The organism is Corynebacterium hansenii, from assembly GCF_030408795.1.
GTDB lineage: Bacteria > Actinomycetota > Actinomycetes > Mycobacteriales > Mycobacteriaceae > Corynebacterium > Corynebacterium hansenii.
Map to the genome: position 1 here is coordinate 1804690 of NZ_CP047211.1, position 20126 is coordinate 1824815.

13 protein-coding genes and 1 tRNA gene are annotated in these 20126 nt (G+C 69.7%); 10 read left to right on the plus strand and 4 right to left on the minus strand.

Annotated elements, in window-relative coordinates; all coding sequences use genetic code 11:
- Positions 1-56: 56 nt before the first annotated feature.
- Both CHAN_RS07850 and CHAN_RS07855 read left to right on the plus strand, forming a co-directional pair.
- Positions 57-2810 (plus strand): PD-(D/E)XK nuclease family protein, encoded by a 2754-nt coding sequence (locus CHAN_RS07850; RefSeq protein ID WP_290288314.1) that lies wholly within the window; start codon positions 57-59, stop codon positions 2808-2810.
- Positions 2807-5998 carry a UvrD-helicase domain-containing protein gene (locus CHAN_RS07855; RefSeq protein ID WP_290288316.1) on the plus strand — a complete coding sequence of 1064 codons (3192 nt, stop codon included), beginning with the start codon at positions 2807-2809 and terminating at the stop codon, positions 5996-5998. Before CHAN_RS07850 ends, CHAN_RS07855 begins: the two co-directional genes overlap by 4 nt.
- A gap of 64 nt (positions 5999-6062) precedes the next feature.
- On the opposite strand, the gene polA is transcribed toward CHAN_RS07855, so the two are convergent.
- A complete protein-coding gene (polA, locus tag CHAN_RS07860; RefSeq protein ID WP_377748475.1) occupies positions 6063-8828 on the minus strand; it encodes a DNA polymerase I in 2766 nt (921 codons plus the stop codon).
- A 438-nt stretch (positions 8829-9266) separates the two neighbouring features.
- Between polA and CHAN_RS07865 the strand changes: the two genes are divergently transcribed.
- The 4 genes from CHAN_RS07865 (at position 9267) to CHAN_RS07880 (ending at position 12295) form a co-directional block, all read left to right on the plus strand.
- On the plus strand, positions 9267-9887 hold the full coding sequence (locus CHAN_RS07865) for a TetR/AcrR family transcriptional regulator (protein ID WP_161799961.1): 621 nt from the start codon (positions 9267-9269) through the stop codon (positions 9885-9887).
- A 50-nt stretch (positions 9888-9937) separates the two neighbouring features.
- Positions 9938-10939 carry a DUF368 domain-containing protein gene (locus CHAN_RS07870; RefSeq protein ID WP_290288324.1) on the plus strand — a complete coding sequence of 334 codons (1002 nt, stop codon included), beginning with the start codon at positions 9938-9940 and terminating at the stop codon, positions 10937-10939.
- A 54-nt stretch (positions 10940-10993) separates the two neighbouring features.
- A tRNA-Leu gene (locus CHAN_RS07875) sits at positions 10994-11067 on the plus strand.
- Positions 11068-11998: 931 nt separating this feature from the next.
- The gene (locus CHAN_RS07880) at positions 11999-12295 is read left to right on the plus strand and encodes a hypothetical protein (protein WP_290288326.1); all 297 of its coding nucleotides are present in this window, start codon (positions 11999-12001) and stop codon (positions 12293-12295) included.
- Positions 12296-12817: 522 nt separating this feature from the next.
- Here the strand turns inward: CHAN_RS07880 and CHAN_RS07885 are convergent.
- On the minus strand, positions 12818-13459 hold the full coding sequence (locus CHAN_RS07885; protein WP_290288329.1) for a hypothetical protein: 642 nt from the start codon (positions 13457-13459) through the stop codon (positions 12818-12820).
- A 234-nt stretch (positions 13460-13693) separates the two neighbouring features.
- Here CHAN_RS07885 and CHAN_RS07890 point away from each other — a divergent pair, with 234 nt between their 5' ends.
- The 4 genes from CHAN_RS07890 (at position 13694) to CHAN_RS07905 (ending at position 17812) form a co-directional block, all read left to right on the plus strand.
- Positions 13694-15070, plus strand: a complete 1377-nt coding sequence (locus CHAN_RS07890) for an NAD(P)-dependent malic enzyme (RefSeq protein WP_290288332.1) — start codon at positions 13694-13696, stop codon at positions 15068-15070.
- An 11-nt stretch (positions 15071-15081) separates the two neighbouring features.
- Entirely contained in the window at positions 15082-15978 is an 897-nt protein-coding gene (locus CHAN_RS07895) for an ABC transporter substrate-binding protein (RefSeq protein ID WP_048744419.1), read from the plus strand.
- Positions 15975-16952, plus strand: coding sequence for an amino acid ABC transporter permease (locus CHAN_RS07900; RefSeq protein WP_048744421.1), 978 nt, complete (start codon positions 15975-15977; stop codon positions 16950-16952). Before CHAN_RS07895 ends, CHAN_RS07900 begins: the two co-directional genes overlap by 4 nt.
- A 107-nt stretch (positions 16953-17059) precedes the next feature.
- On the plus strand, positions 17060-17812 hold the full coding sequence (locus tag CHAN_RS07905; protein WP_290293422.1) for an amino acid ABC transporter ATP-binding protein: 753 nt from the start codon (positions 17060-17062) through the stop codon (positions 17810-17812).
- 15 nt (positions 17813-17827) lie between these two features.
- Here CHAN_RS07905 and CHAN_RS07910 read toward each other — a convergent pair whose 3' ends face one another.
- Both CHAN_RS07910 and gdhA read right to left on the minus strand, forming a co-directional pair.
- Positions 17828-18583, minus strand: a complete 756-nt coding sequence (locus CHAN_RS07910) for a sulfite exporter TauE/SafE family protein (protein WP_048744424.1) — start codon at positions 18581-18583, stop codon at positions 17828-17830.
- A gap of 119 nt (positions 18584-18702) precedes the next feature.
- Positions 18703-20046, minus strand: a complete 1344-nt coding sequence (gdhA, locus tag CHAN_RS07915; protein ID WP_048744426.1) for an NADP-specific glutamate dehydrogenase — start codon at positions 20044-20046, stop codon at positions 18703-18705.
- Positions 20047-20126: the final 80 nt, after the last annotated feature.

Sequence of the window (20126 nt, forward strand, 5' to 3'; positions counted from 1 at the left end):
ACCGGTGTTCGAACGGCGGGCGGCGGCGATCCGGGAGGTTTCCTAGCATGGGCGCCATGGAGATCACTTTCGGTTGGGGCCTCGACGGCGCCGCATGGGAAGGCGCCGGCCGCGGGGACGGTTCGGGCGCGTCGCTGGGGCGCGCGGTGGTCGGGCCGGCGGGGTTGGCCGCGATTCTGGGCACGCGGCTGGGGGTGACCGGATTCGTGCTCGACAGGCCCCTGCGCATCGCCGCCTACCGCGCGGCGCTGGCGCAGGCGCCGCGGCGATGGTGCGGCGGGTCATTCGATCTCGACGCGTGGGCGGTGGCCAAGAAGATGCTCGCGTGGCGCGATGAGCTCGTCGCCGCCGGCTGGGACGGCTCGCCGGTGCCCGGCGCCACTCCCCGCCTGGCCGATCTCGCGGAGGCCGAAGGGCTTTTCGACGCTCCGGGAGCGGCCGACGCGTTGAGGGACGCGGCGGCGATGCTGCGCGAGATCGTGGCCGCCGGGGACGGATGGCCGCTGGGCATCGACCGGCTGACCGTCCTCGGAGCCAAGGCCGAGCTCCCCGCCCCGTGGCCGGAAATCATCGACGACATGGCGGCGCTCGGCGTCGACGTCGCGGAAGAGCCCGCCCCCACGGTTCTGGAGCGGCTTCGCGTGGTCACGGCGCCGACGGAATGGGAGGCTGCGGAGGCCGCGGCGCGGATCCTCGCGACTGCCCCGGGTACGGCGCTGGTGGCCACGCACCACACGGAGATCCTCGATCAGGAGCTCGCCCGCCGCGGCATGCCCCGCCTGGGCGCCCTCGAAACATCCGATCAACGTGCGACGGCCCAGGTGCTGCCCCTGTTCCTCGCGGCCATCACGGGCCCCATCGACGTCCACGCGATCGCCGCGTTCCTGGACATGGGCCTGACCAGCAGGGACTCCCAGTCCGGGGCGGTGACCCACATCGGGGTCGTGCCCGCCGCGATCCGCCGCCCGCTGCTCTCCGCGCTCGCCGCGCAACCGGGGGTGGGCGGCCCCGCGTGGATGGCGGCGTTGGAGGAGATCGAAGAGACCATCGCGGCGGACGCGGAGTCCGACGGGGATTCTGACCGTGCGGTGCGAAACCGGGAAATCATCGCATCGCTGGACGCCTTCTTCCGCACGTCGCGCGTCGAGTTCGACGGCGGGAACTGCCGTTCGGAAGACATCGTCGGGCCACTGGACTGGCTGGAGAAGCGGCTGCGGAAGATGGGCGCGCACATGCGGGCGCCCGAGCTCTTGGCGGCGGCACGGTCGGTCTCCGCCGCGATCGAAGTCCTGGGGCAGAGCGAGGCCGTCGGAGAGCGGGAACTGCAGCGGATCATCGACGACTGCGGCGCCATGCAGGCGTCTCCCCTGGCGGGCGCCGAAGCTTCCGAACACCCGAGGCTGCCGTCGCCCGCGCTGCTGGGAGGCCGCGGCCCGGTGCTCTGGTGGGGCGCCGTCGACGATGGCCGGGTGCATCGCCGCATCTGGACGCCGGAGGAGGTGCGGGTGCTCGCCGACGCCGGGATCCGGGTCCCCGACCCCGGGGAGGTCGCGCGGTTGACCGCCGGCGCCGAACTCGCCGGCCTGTGCCGGGCGGGCGACGTCGTCGCCATCGTCCCGTCGGTCATCGACGGTGCCGCGACCAGCCGTCACCCCGCGCTCGCCTTCGCCGCGCACCACGTGGACGGTTCCGGTGGCCGCCCCGCGGAATTCACGGCGCGGGAGCTGGTCACCGACGGGACCTGGCGGTTCGGCGACGCCATCCTGCCGTTGCGCGTGGATGATCCGTTCGTCCCCGATGCCGAGGCGATCGAGCAGGCGGCGATGGTCCGCACCGTGCCACCGGGCACTCATCTGCTGCCGACCTCGTTGTCCTATACGCAGCTGGAGAAGCTGCTGATCCATCGCCTCGAATGGTTGCTGGCGTACCCGCTGCGCATCCGCGGCGGATGGTTGACGGAGATCCCGACCGGCAACCGGATGATCGGCTCGTTCCTGCACGCGATCATCGAGAAGATCGTGGAAGACGGCCTCGACGGCTGCCGAGGCGACGTCGTGCGTTCCTGTTTCGACGAGCTGCTCCCCCATTACGCCTCGGAACTCGATCTCCCCGGCAACGCGCGGCTGCGGCAGCAGGTGGAGACCGAGGCGCTGGAGAACATCACGGAGCTTTTCGGCACCCTCCGGCGCGGCGGGATGACCGTCGTCGCCGCCGAGGCGCCCATCGAACGTGCGCTCACGCTGACGCTGCGGGACCCCGGGTCCGACGGCGCGGCCGTCCACGAGCACTCCGTGAAGATGCACGGCTTCCGCGACCTCGACGCGGAAACCTCCGACGGGCGCACCGTGGTCATCGACATGAAGTACTCGGTCAGCCGCCGCAAGTACCGCGATCTGATCGAGCGCGGCCGGTCCCTGCAGCTGGCCGCCTACGCGTGGTCGGTCGCGGACGAGATGCCCCTGGCCGGCGTCGTCACCGCCTACTTCGAGCTCAAGTACGGGCGCTTCGATTCGACCGACCCCCAGCTCGGCGGCCCGGCGGCCGCACCCGCCGCCGTCGATCCGGACACCCTGTGGCGGCGCGCGATCGCCTCCGTCGAGGACGCGCTGTCGGAGATCATGTTCGCCGGCGAGGTCAGGGACGAAGGCAACGCGATCCTCATCGGGGCGAACGGGATTGACCGTGAAATCCGGAAACGGTCCGAAATGGCCGCCGACGCCGCCGACATGAACGACCGGCACCTGCCCGCGGACAACGCAAAGTACGTGGACTACGGGATCATCACCGGGATCGAGGCCGATCCGTCATGAGCGACCGGAAACAGACGAGCACCATGAAGCAGACGGGCACCATGAAATCGACCATCATCACCGCGAGCGCCGGCACCGGCAAGACCTGGACCATCACCGACAAGCTCGCCGACAGGATCGAACGCGGGCTGTCGCCGTCGGCGATCATCGCCACCACCTTCACCACCAAGGCGGCCGGGGAACTCTCCGAGCGCATCCGCTCCAAGCTGATCGACCGCGGGCAGATCGCCGAAGCGCAGGCCATCGGCTCCGCGCTGGTCGGCACCGTCAATTCGGTGTCTGCGACGCTGGTGCGCGACTTCGCCATCGACGCCGGGCTCTCACCGGAATTGGAGACCCTCACCGAGGTTGCCGCGAACCGCGTCTTCGAGCTCTCCTGCGACACGGTGATCGCCGACGCCGAAAGCACCCACCGCGACCTCTTCCGTCGCACCGGCTACGACCGGCCCGTCGATGCCTTCGAACACGACAACCGCAAGTCCTTTTCGGACACCGTCCGCGACGTCGCCGACGCCGCCCGCCAGAATCTCATCGCACCCGAAGAACTCGCCGCGCATGCGGAAGCGTCGCTAGACGAACTCATCGGCGTGCTCGACAACATCTCCGGAGAAGCCGCGGCCGACGATCGCCCCGACTGGGCTCGCAACGCCATCGCCGCATGCGAAGCCGCCATCGATCACGACGCCGGCGACGAGCGCAACGCCGCCGTCGGGCGCCGCCGCAAATTCGCCGACCTCGCGGAGAAGATGCGCGGTGACCTCGGCCGGATCACCTGGAACGAATGGGCCGAGCTCGCGGGCGCGAAATCCCCCAAGGCCATCGCCGCGGAATTCGCCGATTTCGAGGGCATCGCAGCGGACATCGCCGCCAACCCCGCCTACCGGGCGGACGTGGCCACGCTGACGCGGCTGGTGCTGGGCACGGCCGCGCGGTGCCTGGTCGCCTACGACGACCACAAGAAGGCCCTCGGGCTCATCGACTTCACCGACCAGGAGGTTCTGGCGCTGCGGATCATCCGCACCTCGGCGTCGGTGCGCGCGGCCATCGCCGACACCTACGAGGTCCTCGTCGTCGACGAGTTCCAGGACACCAACCCCATCCAGCTGGCCCTGTTCTTCGCGCTGGGGCAGCTCGCCGGCGAGGTCATCTGGGTCGGGGACCCGAAGCAGTCGATCTACGGGTTCCGCGGGTCGGATCCGAAGCTCATGGCCGCCGCCTTCGACGAGCTCGCCGCCCACGGCACCGTCGAAAAGCTCGACAGGTCCTGGCGTTCCTTCGAGAATCCCCTGAAACTCACGAACGAGCTGTTCTCGGCGTCCATGCCCGACGCCGACGTCCGCCTGCGGGTCGCCGAACCGATGGCGCGGGAGCACGCAGGCGGCGACGTGCGCGTGTGGCGCCCGTCCACCGACGGAGGCAACTCGAACTCACCGTGGTTCGGGGCGATCGTCAAGGGCGTGTCGTCGCTCATCGCCGAGGGCACGGCCCCGGGCGACATCGCCGTCCTGGCACGGTCGCGGGCCAACGTCGACGCGATCGTCGACCGGCTGACCGAGGCCGGCATCCCCTGCACCGGCGACAAGACGGACCTGCGCGCCACGCGGGAGGGGCAGATCATCCGCGCCGCGCTGGGTTTCCTGCTCGACGACCGGGACACGCGGGCGCTGGTCGAACTGATCGTGCTTTGCGACGACCACGCGGCGCACGGCACCTGGTTCGAGAAGCTCACGACGGCGGACACCACCCGGGATTCGCGCGACGGGCTGCTGCGCGAATGGGCGGAAGACGACGCCCTGGCGCCGCTGCGGGAACTGCGCGCCGCCGCGGTGAACCTCACCCCGGTGGAATGCGTCCGGCAGGTCATCGATGCGCTGGATCTGCGGCGCCGCATCATCGGCTGGACGCGGCCGTCGCGGCGGATGGGAACGCTCGACGCCTTCACGGGCCTGGCCCGCGAATACCAGGACGAAACCAGGTCGGCGGGCGGGGCCACCTCGCTTTCGGGCTTCCTCGCCTGGTTCGACGCGATCGACGAACCGCCGCAGACCGGCGGCGACGCCGATTCGGTGTACGTGGACACGATGCACTCGGCGAAGGGCCTGGAATGGGACGCCGTCTGCGTCGCCGTGCCCAAGCCGAAGGACCGCTTCACGCCGGACGGCCACTGGGTGGCGTCGAACGGCGCCCCGACGCTGGAGGATCCTCTGGGCGACCGGTACCTGCGGTTCTGGCCCGCCGCGCCGGCCAAGGCGAAGCTCATCGTCGAGGCGATGGCCGCGCACCCCGTGCAGAAGGAGCGCGCGGCCGCCGGCATCGAGGATGCGCGGCGCCTCGCCTACGTGTCTCTCACCCGCGCGGCCAAGCACTCGATCCTGTGCGCGCGGTCGGGGTACGACGACTTCGATGCCGTGCGGGGCACGGCCGCGTCCATGCGGCTCGGCGATGGCTCGGTGATCGTCACGGACGCCGACGGCGCCGAAGCCGTCGTCCCCGCCCGCATCGAGACGATGGTGTGGGACGACTCCGACGCCGCCCCGGCCGTCCCCTCGCGCCACCGCCCCGGCCTCGATTGGCTGCGCGGGCCGGCGCCGACGGACCGTCTCGTGCCGGCGCGCGTGGCCCCGTCGTCGATCGCGGCGACCGACGAGCAGAAATCACGGGCCGCCGTCACCGAACGCGCCGTGCTGGGCACCCCGCTGGTCTCCGGGGGCGGGCAACATTGGGACCGCGTCGGCGAAGCCGTCCACGGTTACCTGGGGTTGCCGCTGGCGCACCTCGGCGAGGAACGCCGCGAGCGGGCGGCGCAGCGGCTCATCGACGCCTGGGGCGTCGGCGCGCACGTCACCGCCGCGACGATGGCGGACGTCGGCGCCCGCTGGCTGGAGTGGCTCGGCCGCGAATTCCCCGGCGCGACCATCCGCACGGAGGTCCCGGTTGCCTGGCGCAACGCCGCGCAGCAGGTCCACGAGGGCTGGATCGACCAGCTGCTGGAGCTTCCCGACGGCCGCGTGATCCTCGTCGACCACAAGACCTACCCCGGCGACGACCCCATCGGGCACCTGCGCGACAACCACATCGGGCAGCTGTCGGGCTATGCCGAGGCGCTGGATCTCGCGGGGGCGGGGCGCCCCGCCGAGATCCTCGTTCACCTCCCGCTGAAGGGGCTGGTGGTCGAAATCCGGCCGTGAGCTCGACCCCGGTGCCGGTGCCGAGTGTCCCCGGCTTCGGCGCCCGGCGGCCGCGCGCGATCCCCTAGTGCGCGGCCTCGTCCCAGTTCGCCCCGGCGCCGACGGAAACCTCCAGCGGCACCTTCAGTTCGAAGGCGGCGTCCATCTCGCGGCGCAGCATCTCCTCGATGACCTCGCGCTCGCCGGGCGCCACCTCCACCACCAATTCGTCGTGGACCTGCAGCAACACGCGGGACTTCAGCGCGCCGCCGGCCCCGGCTGCACCGGCTCCCCCGCCTTCCCCTCCGTTCCCGGCTTCACCGGCTGCCGCGCGGCCCCGTCGCAAAGCATCGTCGACGCGGAGCATGGCGACCTTGATGATGTCCGCCGCCGTGCCCTGGATCGGCGAGTTCAGCGCGGCTCGCTCCGCCATGTCGCGGGCCATGCGGTTGTCGGAGTTGAGGTCCGGCAGGTAGCGGCGCCGGTCGAACAGCGTCGCCGTGTACCCGTCCTTCCGCGCCCGCTCCACCACGCCGTCGAGGTACGCGCGGACGCCGCCGAAACGCTCGAAATACTCCTCCATCAGGCGCTTCGCCTCGCCCTGCGGGATGTCGAGCTGCTGCGCCAGCCCGAACGCCGACAAGCCGTACGCCAGGCCGTAGGACATTGCCTTGACGCGGCGGCGCAGCTCCGGCGTCACGCCGTCGATGGGGACGTCGAACACCTTCGAGCCGACGTAATTGTGCAGGTCCTCGCCACGGCGGTACGCGTCGATGAGCCCCTCGTCGCCCGACAGGTGCGCCATCACGCGCATCTCGATCTGCGAGTAGTCGGCGGTGACCAGGCCCTCGTAGCCCTCGCCGGCGACGAAGGCCGAGCGGATCTCGCGGCCGAACTCGGTGCGCACGGGGATGTTCTGCAGGTTCGGCTCGGTCGAGGACAGGCGACCGGTCGCGGCGACGGTCTGGTTGAACGTCGTGTGGATTCGCCCGTCCTCGCCGACGGCCTTCACCAGGCCCTCGACGGTCGACTTCATCTTCTGCGCTTCGCGGAACGCCATGAGCCGCTCGAGGAACGGGTGGTCGTTGGTCTTCGCCAGGTTCTCCAGCTCCTTGGCGGCCGTCGAGTAGCCCGTCTTGGTCTTCTTCGTCTTCGGCATGCCCAGCTGGTCGAAGAGGACCTCCTGCAGCTGCTTCGGCGAGCCCAGGTTCAGCTCCGGGCGGTCGACGATCTCGCGCGCCGCGTCCTCCGCGGCCGCCTGGGCCCGGGCGGCCTCGTCCCGCAGGCTCTTGAGCTTGTCGACGTCCACCGCGATCCCGGCCCGCTCCATCCGTGCGAGCACCGGCGCCAGAGGCACCTCGATGTCCGCGTAGACGTCGTAGAGCCCGTTGGAGTCGAGCTCCTCGGCCAGCGCGCCGGCGAGGTCGTACACGGCGGCGGCGCGGTCGGCGTTGCCGGGGCCGGGCTCGACCAACAGGGTCAGCTGCCCCTCCGCCTGCGCCAGCGTGCGGTTGAGGTGGCGCTGCAGGATGTTGTCCAGCGAGTAACTGCGCTGGCTCGGCCGCAACAGGTAGGAGGCCAGGAAGGTGTCGTGGATGACGCCGCCGAGCTCGAGCTCATGGCCCCAGAGGGCGTGCATGGTCGACTTAGCGTCGTGGACGAGCTTCGGATGATCTCCGGCCAGCCACTCCGCCAGCGCCGACGCGTCGTCGGGCACGAGGGACGAGGGATCGACGATGACGGCCGAAATCGACGCGCCATCCCCGGCCCCGTCCGCATCCGCATCCGCGTCCCCATCGTCTCCGCCCTTCGCGTCGCCGGAGGCGGTGCGATCCGGCGCCGCGATGGCCAGCTCGCCGCCGGAAAAATCGACGGAAGCCGGACCGCGGCGGGAATCGAGCCATGCGCCGAGTGCGCCGTCGTCAAGCTGCTCGACGACCACCTCGGTTCCGGCCCGCCCCTCGCTCGCGGTGACCCCCGCGCCCTCGACGGACAGGGTGCGGTACACGCGGTCCCGCAGCGAGTCGCCGAACTCCAGGCGGTCGAAGAAGTCCGCGATGCCCTGGGCGTTGGCGGGCCTCAGCTCCAGCTCCCCCGGACCGTAGGGCAAGGGCAGGTCCTTGACCATCTCGGTGAGGTCACGGTTCATCTGCACGGCGGCCACCCGCTCGCGCAGGTTGTCGCCGACCTTCCCGCGGACCTCGTCGACGCGGTCGATGAGCTCGGCGAGGCTGCCGTACTGGAGGATCCACTTCTGCGCGGTCTTCTCGCCCACGCCCGGCACGCCCGGCAGGTTGTCGGACGGGTCGCCGCGCAGCGCCGCGAAATCCGGGTACTGCGCCGGCGTCAGGCCATACTTCTCCTTGACGGCCTCGGGCGTGAAGCGGTGCAGCGTCGACACGCCGCGCATCGGGTAGAGCACCGTCGTCGAATCGTTGACCAGCTGCAGCGCGTCGCGGTCGCCGGTGACGATGAGCGTCTCGAAACCCTCCGGCAGCGCCTCCGTGGCCAGCGTCGCGATGATGTCGTCGGCCTCGTAGTTTTCCTTCTCCAGGGTCACGATGCCCATCTCCTGCAGCACCTGCTGCAGCAGCGGCACCTGGCCCCGGAACTCCTCCGGCGTCTTCTCGCGCTGGGCCTTGTACTCCGGAAACTTGTCCGTGCGGAACGTCTTTCGCCCGACGTCGAACGCGACGGCGACGTGGGTCGGCTTCTCCTCCGCCAGCAGGTTCGACAGCATCGACAGGAACCCGTACACCGCATTGGTGAACTGCCCGCCCGTGGTGGAGAAGTTGTCCGTGGGCAACGCGAAGAACGCGCGGAACGCCATGGAGTGGCCGTCTACGAGCATGAGGGTTCGTTTCATGCCGACCAGTGTAGGAAACGGCGGGCGGAGCGAAGGACGCGCGGCGGGCGAGCGCCGGATGAGCGCCGGAGCGGGCAGCCGAGCGGGCGACGCGCGATCACCGGAATAGCCCCGCGCACGATCCCCGGCCCACCCCGCTTCGTTACGGCGACCGGCGTTTCGTTACCCCCGCCGCCCCAAAAAAGCCGCCACCCCAACAAGACCCCCAAAATTGGGGGCAGCGGGGGTGCTACCCCCAAGAAAACGTCCCGCCAACCAGACAATTCCGGATCTATGGTCACATGACGGACACGCTATCGCACCCCGAGGCGGCGGTTGCCCACCCCCATTATGGGTGCCTCCATCGTCCGAACACCCCCCGGATCAGAGATCCTCGGGTGCCCCGGCTATGTCCATACCCCCTCGGGCTTTATGCTGTTGGCCATGGAAAGCGATACGTCACGACCCAGGCGCCAGAACTCCGCGGCGACCAGGGCTCGGATCATCGAGGTCGCGGCGGATTACTTCACCCGCAAGCCGTTCTCGAAGGTCTCCCTCAAGGAGATCGCCACTGAGGTGGGCGTCAGCGCGCCGTTGATCATCAAGTACTTCCGCACGAAGGAAGGCCTTCTCGAGGAACTGATCGACTTCGATTCGATGAAGGACCTCATCTGCGAGGTCCCCTTCGAGGACATCGGCACGACCCTGGCGAACGACGCCATCAACGGTGATCGATCCTCCACCAGCTCGCTCATCGCGCTGCTGATGGCCACCGCCGGCAGCCCCGCCGCGGTGAAGACGGTGACCGATCAGTTCCAGGAAGCCATCGGCGGCGCCCTGTTCGACCGCATCCGCAAGGAGGCCCCGTCGGTCAGCGGCGACGAGGACGCCGAGCAGCGCTGCCAGTACGCCCTGGCCATGTACACGGGCCTGGGCGCCGTCCTGGTCAGCTACGCCCGCGGCATCCCCTCGGAAGGCACGGCGGCGGTGACGTCCTACGGCGCCCACATCCAGCGGGTTCTGGAGACCCCGACCGAGGTCCCGGTTTCCTCCCCCGAGGACTGAGTTCGAGCGACCACGGGTTTTCGCCCGCGACCTAGTAACATCCCGTCGCGATGGATACGAACGAAAACACCCGCCCCGCCGGCGGCCGACGCACCGGGCGCGCGCCCGCGCCGGTCGACGCGCCGGGGACGAACACCGACCCCCGTCCGCCGACCGCCGTCGGCACCGTCGCCAACGTCGTGCGCGGCGGTCTCATCGGCCTGGCCGAAACGATCCCCGGCGTCTCGGGCGGCACCGTCGCGCTGGTCACCGGCATCTACCCGCGGTTGATCGCCTCGGCCAAGAACATCACCGAGATCCCCAAGGCCATGGTGACCAAGGGCGACTGGCGCGCCGCCGCGCGCAAGGTCGACTGGTGGCTGCTGCTGCCGGTGGCCTTCGGCATGGTGGCCATCGTCTTCTCGCTGGCCGGCATCATGGAGTCCTTCGTCACCGGCCAGCCGGTGGCGTCGAAGGCGCTGTTCATGGGCATGATCGCCGCATCGGTGATCGTTCCCTTCCAGGAGATCCGGCCGGGTGCGCTGGAGCGGCCCGGCATGCGCGGCAAGGCCATCGCGACGTTCGTGCTCTTCGCCGTCGGCACCTTCTGGCTGACCTCGTTGCCGCAGGCGTCGGGCACGGGCGAGCCGGCGTTGTGGATGGTGTTCCTGGCGGCGTCGGTGGCCATCTGCGCCCTGGTCCTGCCGGGCGTGTCCGGTTCGTTCTTCCTGCTGGTGGTGGGCCTGTACGCTCCGACCATGGCCGCGGTGGATCAGCGCAACTTCGCGTATCTGGGCACGTTCATGCTGGGCGCGCTCGTCGGCATCGTGCTGTTCGTCCGGCTGCTGGAGTGGCTGCTGGAGCACAAGCACACGGTGACGCTCGTCGCGATGGCCGGCCTGCTGCTCGGTTCACTGCGCGCCCTGTGGCCCTGGCAGGACGGCGACGGCACGATGCTCGCCGCCGGCGACGACTGGCCGAAGGCCCTGGGCCTGTTCGTCCTCGGTGCCGCCATCGTCGGCGTCGTGGCCTGGTTGCAGCGCCGTTTCTCCGAGCAGGAACCGGTGCGCTAATATTCTTCGAGTTGCTTCACGACGGCCCGCGCCGCAGGTGAAGCAGCCTGGAGCGCCCCTGTAGCCCAATTGGCAGAGGCAACGGATTCAAAACCCGTCCAGTGTGGGTTCGAGTCCCACCGGGGGCACAACGGAAGCACCCCCGCTGACATGTTTCAAGGCAGGTCAGCGGGGGTTCTCTCGTTCTCGGACGGCGACCGGGGCCGAATCGTTCAGGGATTGGGGGTCAGGACGCATTCGGGGACTCACGCGGGTATGGGCCGGGGAGGATGCGCTCGCGGAGCTCGCAGCGCGCGCCGGGTTCAACTGGGCGACGAAGCAGTACCGGTGAAACTTCGAGCCAGCGCAGATGGCAGCCGCGAAGAGAAAGCTCGACGGAGTGCTGGTGCGTCTCGTTGCGCAGCCTGCGCACGAAATGCAAATCCGAGCGATCTTGAAGGAGGGAAGAGGATTCGCCCGCATTCCTGAACCCGGGGCATGCACGTCCCGTCTGATGCTCGCGTCCGGGGGGGGCGGCGTACTCACATACGTCGGTCGTGGGCCTGGCGAGATTCCACGATAACTGCCGGTGTGCAGGCATCGAAGTCAAGGACGATTCGCAGTTACCGCAGATCAACCGGAATCTTGAAAAGCTCTGGAGGAAGGCAGGAAGCGAGAGCGAGTTTAACGCCTTGATCAACGAACTGCGTTCGGCATCCGGCGAAAAGCTCACGGATGTAAACGCCAAGGCGGTATTGCGATGGAAACAGGACGTTGGCAAACTCGATCGATCTATCCCCCTCAACCATGTCACTCGGTGGAAAATTAGGAGAAGGAGAATTCAAGGCGGACAGGCAGTCACCGCGGATCCCGATGTCGTTTCCACACGCGGCCGCCACGGTCGAACACTCCGAAATGAAGTCGTGGACCCCCATGGGCGGCGAATTGCCCCAGCTGTGGAAGTAACCGACGCTCCCCCGTCAAGCGAGTATGACTACCAAATAGTGAACCTCTACTCGGAGCGAGGGGACGGGGTCCAAGCGCTGGGAAACGACGGCAACGTAGCGGAGGTGAGACTCGATGGATAGCTTCAACGCGCTTTGCGAAGAGGTCGACGCCGCAGTGGGCGATACCGCTCACTACGGCGCCCACGGTCTAACCACCGGAGGAATCTCACCCGAGCTCTTTCTCAACGACCTCGTGGATGCACGCGCATGGGTACCACGTGACCTGAAGCGCCGGTTCCTCGAAATCTGGAGCACCGACGAGGAGATCATCCACGCCGATCCCGATGAGCGCGATGGCATCACCCACCAACTTGTAGTTGAGTTTGCCGCCATCGAGCCGGTGATCGACCTTGGCCCGGACTGGGCGTAACCAGGAACGCGCCGCTTTTAGCCCGGCCGCCCCACTACGGGGCGCGCCGGGTTCCGGGGCGAGCGTACAAGTGGTACAGCGGCAGCTCGGGCACGCCTCGGCGACGATGACGCTGGACACCTACGCGGGCCGGAATCGCGCCAAACCGTGGGCCTCACCTGCCCACGCCCCGGCCCGCGCCGCGCGCGAATGGATGGAAGAGGACCGGGCGATGCCCGCCCGCCGACGCCCCGGAAACTCCGCCGCGCAGCGGCCGGCCCTCTGACCGGGTGAATCCCTTCGACGGGTGCCCGCCACGGAACCGGGCCGTAGAGTGGGCGACACCAATCAACACCCGGCTAGACCACGCGACGCCGCACAACCACGCGACACCGCAAACCGGACAGGGGGCGAGGAAGTGACGGGACCAGAGGACCCGACCGATCCGGGACGCCGCCCCGACGCGGGGCGACCCGGCGGAGATGACCCGGGCACCGATGGGCGCTCGAGCGGCGCCCGGGGCGGCGATGGCTTCGACACCGGTTACTCCCGGCCGCCGGCTTGGAAGATGATTCTCGCGGCCGCCGCCGCAATCGCCGGACTCGGCGCCTTCTTCTGGGCGATCGCCGTGCGTGGCCTGCCCGGCATCGCCATCGGCGCGGCATTCGGCGCCGCGGCGATCCTGCCGGCCGCATGGTGGCTGTGGCACGAAATCCGCGAACGCCGCGCGGCGGTCGACCCGGACGCTCCCGCGGCCATGCTCGACCGGCGCTGGCGGTTCATCGCGCCCATCTCCGTCGTGCTGCTCGCCCTCGGCGCCGTGCTCTCCGCCGCTCTCCCCGACCCCGCCGAACGCCCGGCGCCCGAGCAGGAGAAGACCAGCTCGCACCGCAATCCGCCGAAACCGTCGTCGACGTCGAAGTCGAAGCCCCCGACCACCACGGAATCGGAATCGGAGGAGACCTCCACCTCAAGTTCGACGGAATCGAGCACGTCGGAGGACACGTCCACGTCGACGTCGTCAAGCGAATCCAGCCCGACCGGCAGCCCGACCTCGGAACCGACGCCGTCCCCCACGTCCGAGCCGACCTCCGAACCCACCGCAACTTCGCAACCAACCGCGACGTCCCAACCGACGGCGACCTCCCAACCGACCGCGACCTCCGAGCCGACGACGAGGACCACTACCGCGCAACCGACCCGGACCACGACCCCGCGGCCCACGGACCCGCCCGCCGTCCGCTGACGTCCGGCCGCGCCCCACCCCTCAGCCACCGCCGACTGCGCCAACTGCCACCCACCCCATCGACCGCGCCCATCCCGGGCATCCGGCGATGCGGGCGCGGTCGCGTCCATTAGGCTGTCTGAACGAACCGCCGGGCGAAAAGCGCCCGGCCACGCGACGAGGAGCCGACGCAGATGGACAGCGGCAAGGGCAGGGACGACGACAACGCCGGGCGCGGCATCGGGGACGACGAGCAGGGCGCCGCCCCGAACGACGACCACGGCGCCGAGATGACCGACGCGGTCGCCGACCGCAACGCCGGCCCCGACTCCGACGAGCGCGTCGACCAGCACGTCGACGAGCCGATTGCCCAGGTCGAGGAAGCCGTCGCCGAGTCGCTCGACGGGCCGATCGGCACGGAGGAGATCTTCAAGGCGCACGAGGGCGGCAAGCTCATCACGGCGTCCACCCTCCCGCTGGACTCCACCCGCGACCTGTCCATCTCCTACACCCCCGGCGTCGCCCAGGTCTGCGAGGCCATCCACGACGACCCGAAGCTGACCCGCACCTACACGTGGACCGGCAACAACGTCGCCATCATCTCCGACGGCACCGCGGTGCTCGGCCTCGGCGACATCGGCCCCAAGGCCGCGCTTCCCGTCATGGAGGGCAAGGCGCAGCTCTTCGGCCGCTTCGCCGGCCTCAACGCCGTGCCGATCGTCCTGGACACCACGGACCCCGACGAACTGGTGGACACCATCGCCCGCCTCGCGCCGTCCTTCGGCGGCATCAATCTCGAGGACATCTCGGCGCCGCGGTGCTTCGACATCGAGCGCCGCCTGGACGAGAGGCTGGACATCCCCGTCTTCCACGACGACCAGCACGGCACGGCCATCGTCATCACCGCCGGGCTGCGCAACGCCTGCGCGCTGACCGGCCGCCGCCTGGAAGACCTCAAGGTCGTCATCTCCGGCGCCGGCGCCGCAGGCGTGGCCACCACCCGCATGCTGCTGTCGGCCGGCGTCTCCGACATCGTCGTCGTCGACTCGCGCGGCATCATCCACGAGGGCCGCGAACCCCTCAACGACGTCAAGGCCACCCTGGCCGAGCTGACCAACCCGCGCGGCCTCAGCGGCACCATCTCCGACGCCCTCGACGGCGCCGACGCGTTCATCGGCGTCTCCGCCGGCCACCTCAACTCCGAGCAGGTCGCCCGGATGGCCGAAGGCCCGTTCCTGTTCTCCCTGGCCAACCCGAACCCGGAGATCCCCCAGAAGATCGCCCTGGAATACGGCTCCGTCGTGGCCACCGGCCGGTCGGACTACCCGAACCAGATCAACAACGTCCTGGCCTTCCCGGGCATCTTCAAGGGGGCGCTGAACGCCGGCGCCAAGCGCATCACCAAGTCGATGAAACTTGCCGCCACCCGCGCGATCGCCGCCGTCGCCGCCGAGGATCTGCGCCCCGACTACATCGTCCCGTCGCCGCTGGACCCCCGCGTCGCGCCGGCCGTCGCCGCCGCGGTGGAAGTCGCCGCCCGCAATGACTCGACGTCGGGGGCATCCCGCTAAACTCATCTCACATGAGAAGACCCCTCGCCGCCGCCGCGGCAACGCTGGCGGCCGCATTGACGATGGGACTGGCCGGCTGCGTCACCAACGACGAAGGCGGCCATCCCGACGGGTGGGAACCGGTCACCCCGGCAGCCGTGCCCGAACTGGCGGACAGGGTGCCGGAGGCCATCCGCGCCCGCGGCACCATCTCCATCGGCACGAACCCGACGTTCGCGCCGCTGGAGTTCAAGGACTCGCGCGGGCAGAAGATCGGCTTCGACCTCGACCTCGCCCGGGCCGCCGCCGGCGTGCTGGGCCTGGAGCTCGACGTCCGGGAACAGGACTTCACGCTGATCCTGCCGTCGATCTCCGCGGGCACCGTCGATTTCGGCGCGTCCGGGTTCACCAGCAACGAAGAACGCCGCCGGACGTACGACTTCGTCGACTACCTGGACACGGGCCTGCAGTGGGCGCGCCCGGCGGGCTCGACCATCACGCCCGACGACGCCTGCGGCCGCGAAATCTCCGTCCAGCGCGGCACCGTCGCCGAGATGGAGGACCTGCCGGCGCGCAGCGACGCCTGCGTATCCGCCGGAAAGCCGCCGATCAAGCGTCTGGCGTACCAGGACGCCGGCACCGCAGCCACCGCCGTCGTGCTCGGCCGCGCCGACGCGATGGCCGCCGACTCCCCCGTCTCCGCGTGGGCGGTCGGCCGTGCGGACGGGAAGCTGGAGCTGGCCGGCGGCATCTACGACGGCGCTCCCTTCGGCTGGCCGGTGCCGAAGGGCTCCGAGTTGGCGCCGCTGCTGGCCGACGCCCTGCAGCACCTCATCGACACCGGTGAATACGAGCGCATCCTGCACATGTGGGGGCTCGACGACGGCGCCGTGAACCAGGCGCGGATCAATGGAGAGGACATCCGATGACGGAGACGAAGACCGGCTTCCGCCGCGAGCCGACCGAGCGCGAACTCGACGCTCCCATCAAGGCCAAGCCGCTGCCCCACCCGGGCCGGTGGATCGGCGCCGCCATTCTGCTGGCGCTGGCCGCGTGGTTCGTCATCGGCGCCGCCCGCAACGAGGCCTACCACTGGGACGTGTACTTCCGGTACCTGCTGGACACGCGCATCGCGACGGCCGCGCTGCACACGCTGGCGCTGACCGTGCTGGCGATGCTCATCGGCATCCTCGGCGGCGCGCTGATCGCCGTGCTGCGCATGTCGGATAACCCGGTGCTGTCCTCGGTGTCGTGGCTGTACCTGTGGATCTTCCGCGGCACCCCGGTCTACGTGCAGCTGGTGTTCTGGGGCCTGATGGGCACGATCTACAGCTCGGTCAGCGTCGGCTTCGCCGAGATCGACCTGCAGACCGCGCTGCAGAACACCTTCCTGCTCGCCGTGCTGGGCCTGGGCCTCAACGAGGCCGCCTACATGGCCGAGATCGTCCGCGCCGGCATCCAGGCCGTCCCGGAGGGTCAGACGGAGGCGTCGAAGGCCCTGGGCATGAGCTGGAGCCAGACCATCCGCCGCACGATCCTGCCGCAGGCGATGCGCATCATCATCCCGCCGACGGGCAACGAGTTCATTTCGCTGCTCAAGACCACGTCGCTGGTCGTCGCCGTGCCCTACACGGCGGAGCTGTACGGCCGCGCCACGGACATCGCCAACGAGCTGTTCCTGCCGGTGCCGATGCTCCTGGTCGCCGCCACGTGGTACCTGGCCATCACGTCGGTCCTGATGGTCGGCCAGCATTACCTGGAGAAGCACTTCGCCAAGGGCGCCACGCGCCATCTCACCGCCCGCCAGCTCGCGGCGCTCGCCGACGCGGAGGGCGTGCCCCCGATGAACGCCCGCGTCGTGGAGAAGTCCGAGCGCGCCAACTACGAGGAGGATCAGCGATGAGCCCCGCCACGTCCCGTTCGAACACTCCCGGCCCCGCGGCTTCCCGCTCCGCCGCCCCGCGTTCCACCGCGGCGTCGGCGAGCATCGCCGGGTCACCCGAGTTCCCGATGGTGGAGGCGCGCCACGTCCGCAAGTCCTTCGGCCGCCTGGAGGTGCTCAAGGGCATCGACCTGGAGGTTCCCCGCGGCACGGTCACGTGCCTCATCGGCCCGTCGGGTTCCGGCAAGTCGACGCTGCTGCGCTGCGTCAATCACCTGGAGCAGGTCACGGCGGGTCGGCTGTACGTCGACGGCGAGCTGATCGGCTACCGCGAGCGCGACGGCGTGCTCCACGAGATCTCGCCGCGCGACGCCGCCCGCCAGCGCGCGGACATCGGCATGGTCTTCCAGAATTTCAACCTGTTCCCGCACCGCACGGTGCTGGGCAACATCGTCGAGGCCCCCGTCCACATCAAGGGCGTCGACCCCGATGAAGCGGCGGATCGCGCGATGGAGCTGCTCAACCAGGTGGGCCTCGCGCACAAGGCCGACGCGTACCCGGTGCAGCTGTCGGGCGGCCAGCAGCAGCGCGTGGCCATCGCGCGGGCGCTGGCCATGGATCCGAAACTGATGCTTTTCGACGAGCCGACGTCCGCACTGGACCCCGAACTCGTCGGGGACGTCCTGGGCGTCATGCGGGGCCTCGCCGACGACGGCATGACCATGATGGTGGTCACCCACGAGATGGGCTTCGCGCGCGAGGTCGCCGACCAGGTCGTGTTCATGGACGACGGCGTCGTCGTCGAGGCCGGCTCCCCGGCACAGGTGCTGGGCGATCCGCGGGAGGAGCGCACCCAGTCGTTCCTGTCCTCGCTGATCTAGCGGGACGAGCCCGCCCTAGATCATCCCGGCGACGCCGCGCACCAGCGTCACCGCCGCCCCCGTGGAGGCGATGATCAGCGCGAGCCGCCGGGCCTTGCGGGCATCGGTGCGCGCGGCGATGCGCGTGCCGATCTTCAGCCCGACGACCATCGCCACGATCCCGATCGCCCACAGGTGCCACGGCGCGGTCGGGATCAGCGGTTCCTCCGCCGAGATCTCCTTCGCCGCCAGCGACACCGCCCCGGCGATGAAGAACAGGGGCTGCAGCGTCGCCGCGAACGTCTTCTGGGGCCACCGGCTCGCCTGCGCGTACACGGTGATCGCGGGCCCGGCGATGCCGGCCAGCGTGTTCATGAAACCGCCGGCCGCGCCGGAGGCCATGGCGTAACCCTTGCCGTCGACGCGCATGTGATCCGGCATGAAGGTGGTGACGGTCAGCCCCACCAGCACGAGCGCGCCGACGATGACCTGCAGCGGCGCCGTCGGCGTCGAATGCACCACCCACGCGCCGGGGATCGCCCCGGCCAGCATCAGCGGCCCGATCAGCCAGAACTTCCGCCAGTCGACGTTGTCGCGCACCGACGCCGTCTGGAACACGGCGTTGACGGCCGCCAGGACGTTGATGATCAGCACGCCGGCGACGGGGCCGATGAGCAGGCTCAGCACCGGGGCGCCGATCAGCCCCAGGCCCATGCCGGATACGCGCTGCAGGCACGAGCCCAGCAGCGCCACCAGCGCAATGACGAGCAACGCCCACGTCGAAAGGTCCATGGGCGGGAATGTTACCTCCCGCCGATGGGCCCCTCGGCGTGGGCGTCGGGCCGTCGTGAAGCGGAGCGAACGCCGGCGGGAAAGCCGGCGCAAACCCCGGGGAAAACCCGGGCGGACCGCTAGATGATGCCCTGCGCGAGCATCGCGTTGGCGACCTTCTTGAAGCCGGCGATGTTGGCGCCGACGACGTAGTCGTGCTCGCGGTCGTAGGTGGCCGCGGTCTTCGCGCAGTTGTCGAAGATGTTGGACATGATGCCGCGCAGGCGCTCGTCCGTGTACTCGAAGGACCAGGAGTCGCGGGTGGCGTTCTGCTGCATCTCCAGGGCGGAGGTGGCCACGCCGCCGGCGTTGGCGGCCTTGCCCGGAGCGAAGTGGATGGACGACTTGCGGAAGAACTCCACGGCCTCCGGCGTCGACGGCATGTTGGCGCCCTCGGCGACGTACTTGCAGCCGTTCTCGACGAGCATCTTGGCGTCGTCGCCGTTGAGCTCGTTCTGCGTGGCGCACGGCAGCGCGACGTCGCAGGCGACCTCCCACAGGTTGCCCTTGGAGTGGAACTCGGCGCCCTCGGCCTCCTCGGCGTACTCGCCGACGCGGCCGCGGCGGACCTCCTTGATCTCGCGGAGCAGCTCGACGTCCACGCCGTTCGGGGTGGAGACGTAGCCGGAGGAGTCGGAGAACGCGACGACGGTGGCGCCCAGCTGCTGCGCCTTCTCGATGGCGTAGATGGCCACGTTGCCGGAGCCGGAGACGAGGACCTTCGCGCCGTCGAGGGACTCGCCGTGCTCCTCCATCATGCGCTGGGTGAAGTACACGGTGCCGTAGCCGGTGGCCTCGGTGCGGACCAGCGAGCCGCCCCAGGTCAGGCCCTTGCCGGTGAGGACGCCGGACTCGTGGCGGTTGTTCAGGCGGCGGTACTGGCCGAAGAGGAAGCCGATCTCGCGGCCGCCGACGCCGATGTCGCCGGCGGGGACGTCGGTGTACTCGCCGATGTGGCGGTTCAGCTCGGTCATGAAGGACTGGCAGAAGCGCATGATCTCCAGCTCGGACTTGCCCTTCGGGTCGAAGTCGGAGCCGCCCTTCCCGCCGCCGATGGGCAGGCCGGTGAGGGAGTTCTTGAAGATCTGCTCGAAGCCCAGGAACTTGATGATGCCCAGGTTCACGCTCGGGTGGAAGCGCAGGCCGCCCTTGTAGGGGCCGAGCACGGAGTTGAACTGCACGCGGAAACCGCGGTTGACCTGGACGTTGCCCTGGTCATCCACCCACGGGACGCGGAAGATGATCTGGCGCTCCGGCTCGCACAGGCGCTGGACCAGACCCTGCTCGCCGTACTCGGGATCCTTGGCGAGGACGATCTTCAAGGATTCGAGGACCTCGGACACGGCCTGGTGGAACTCGGGCTCGCCCGCATTCCGACGCAGCACGAGCTGGTAGAAGTCGGAGACTCGATCGTCGACGTTCAACTATTCACCTTTCTTCGCGCCCGTCCGGCGCACCTGCTCGACGGCGGGCCTGGGCCTGCCGAATCGCGGGACCGCGCGCG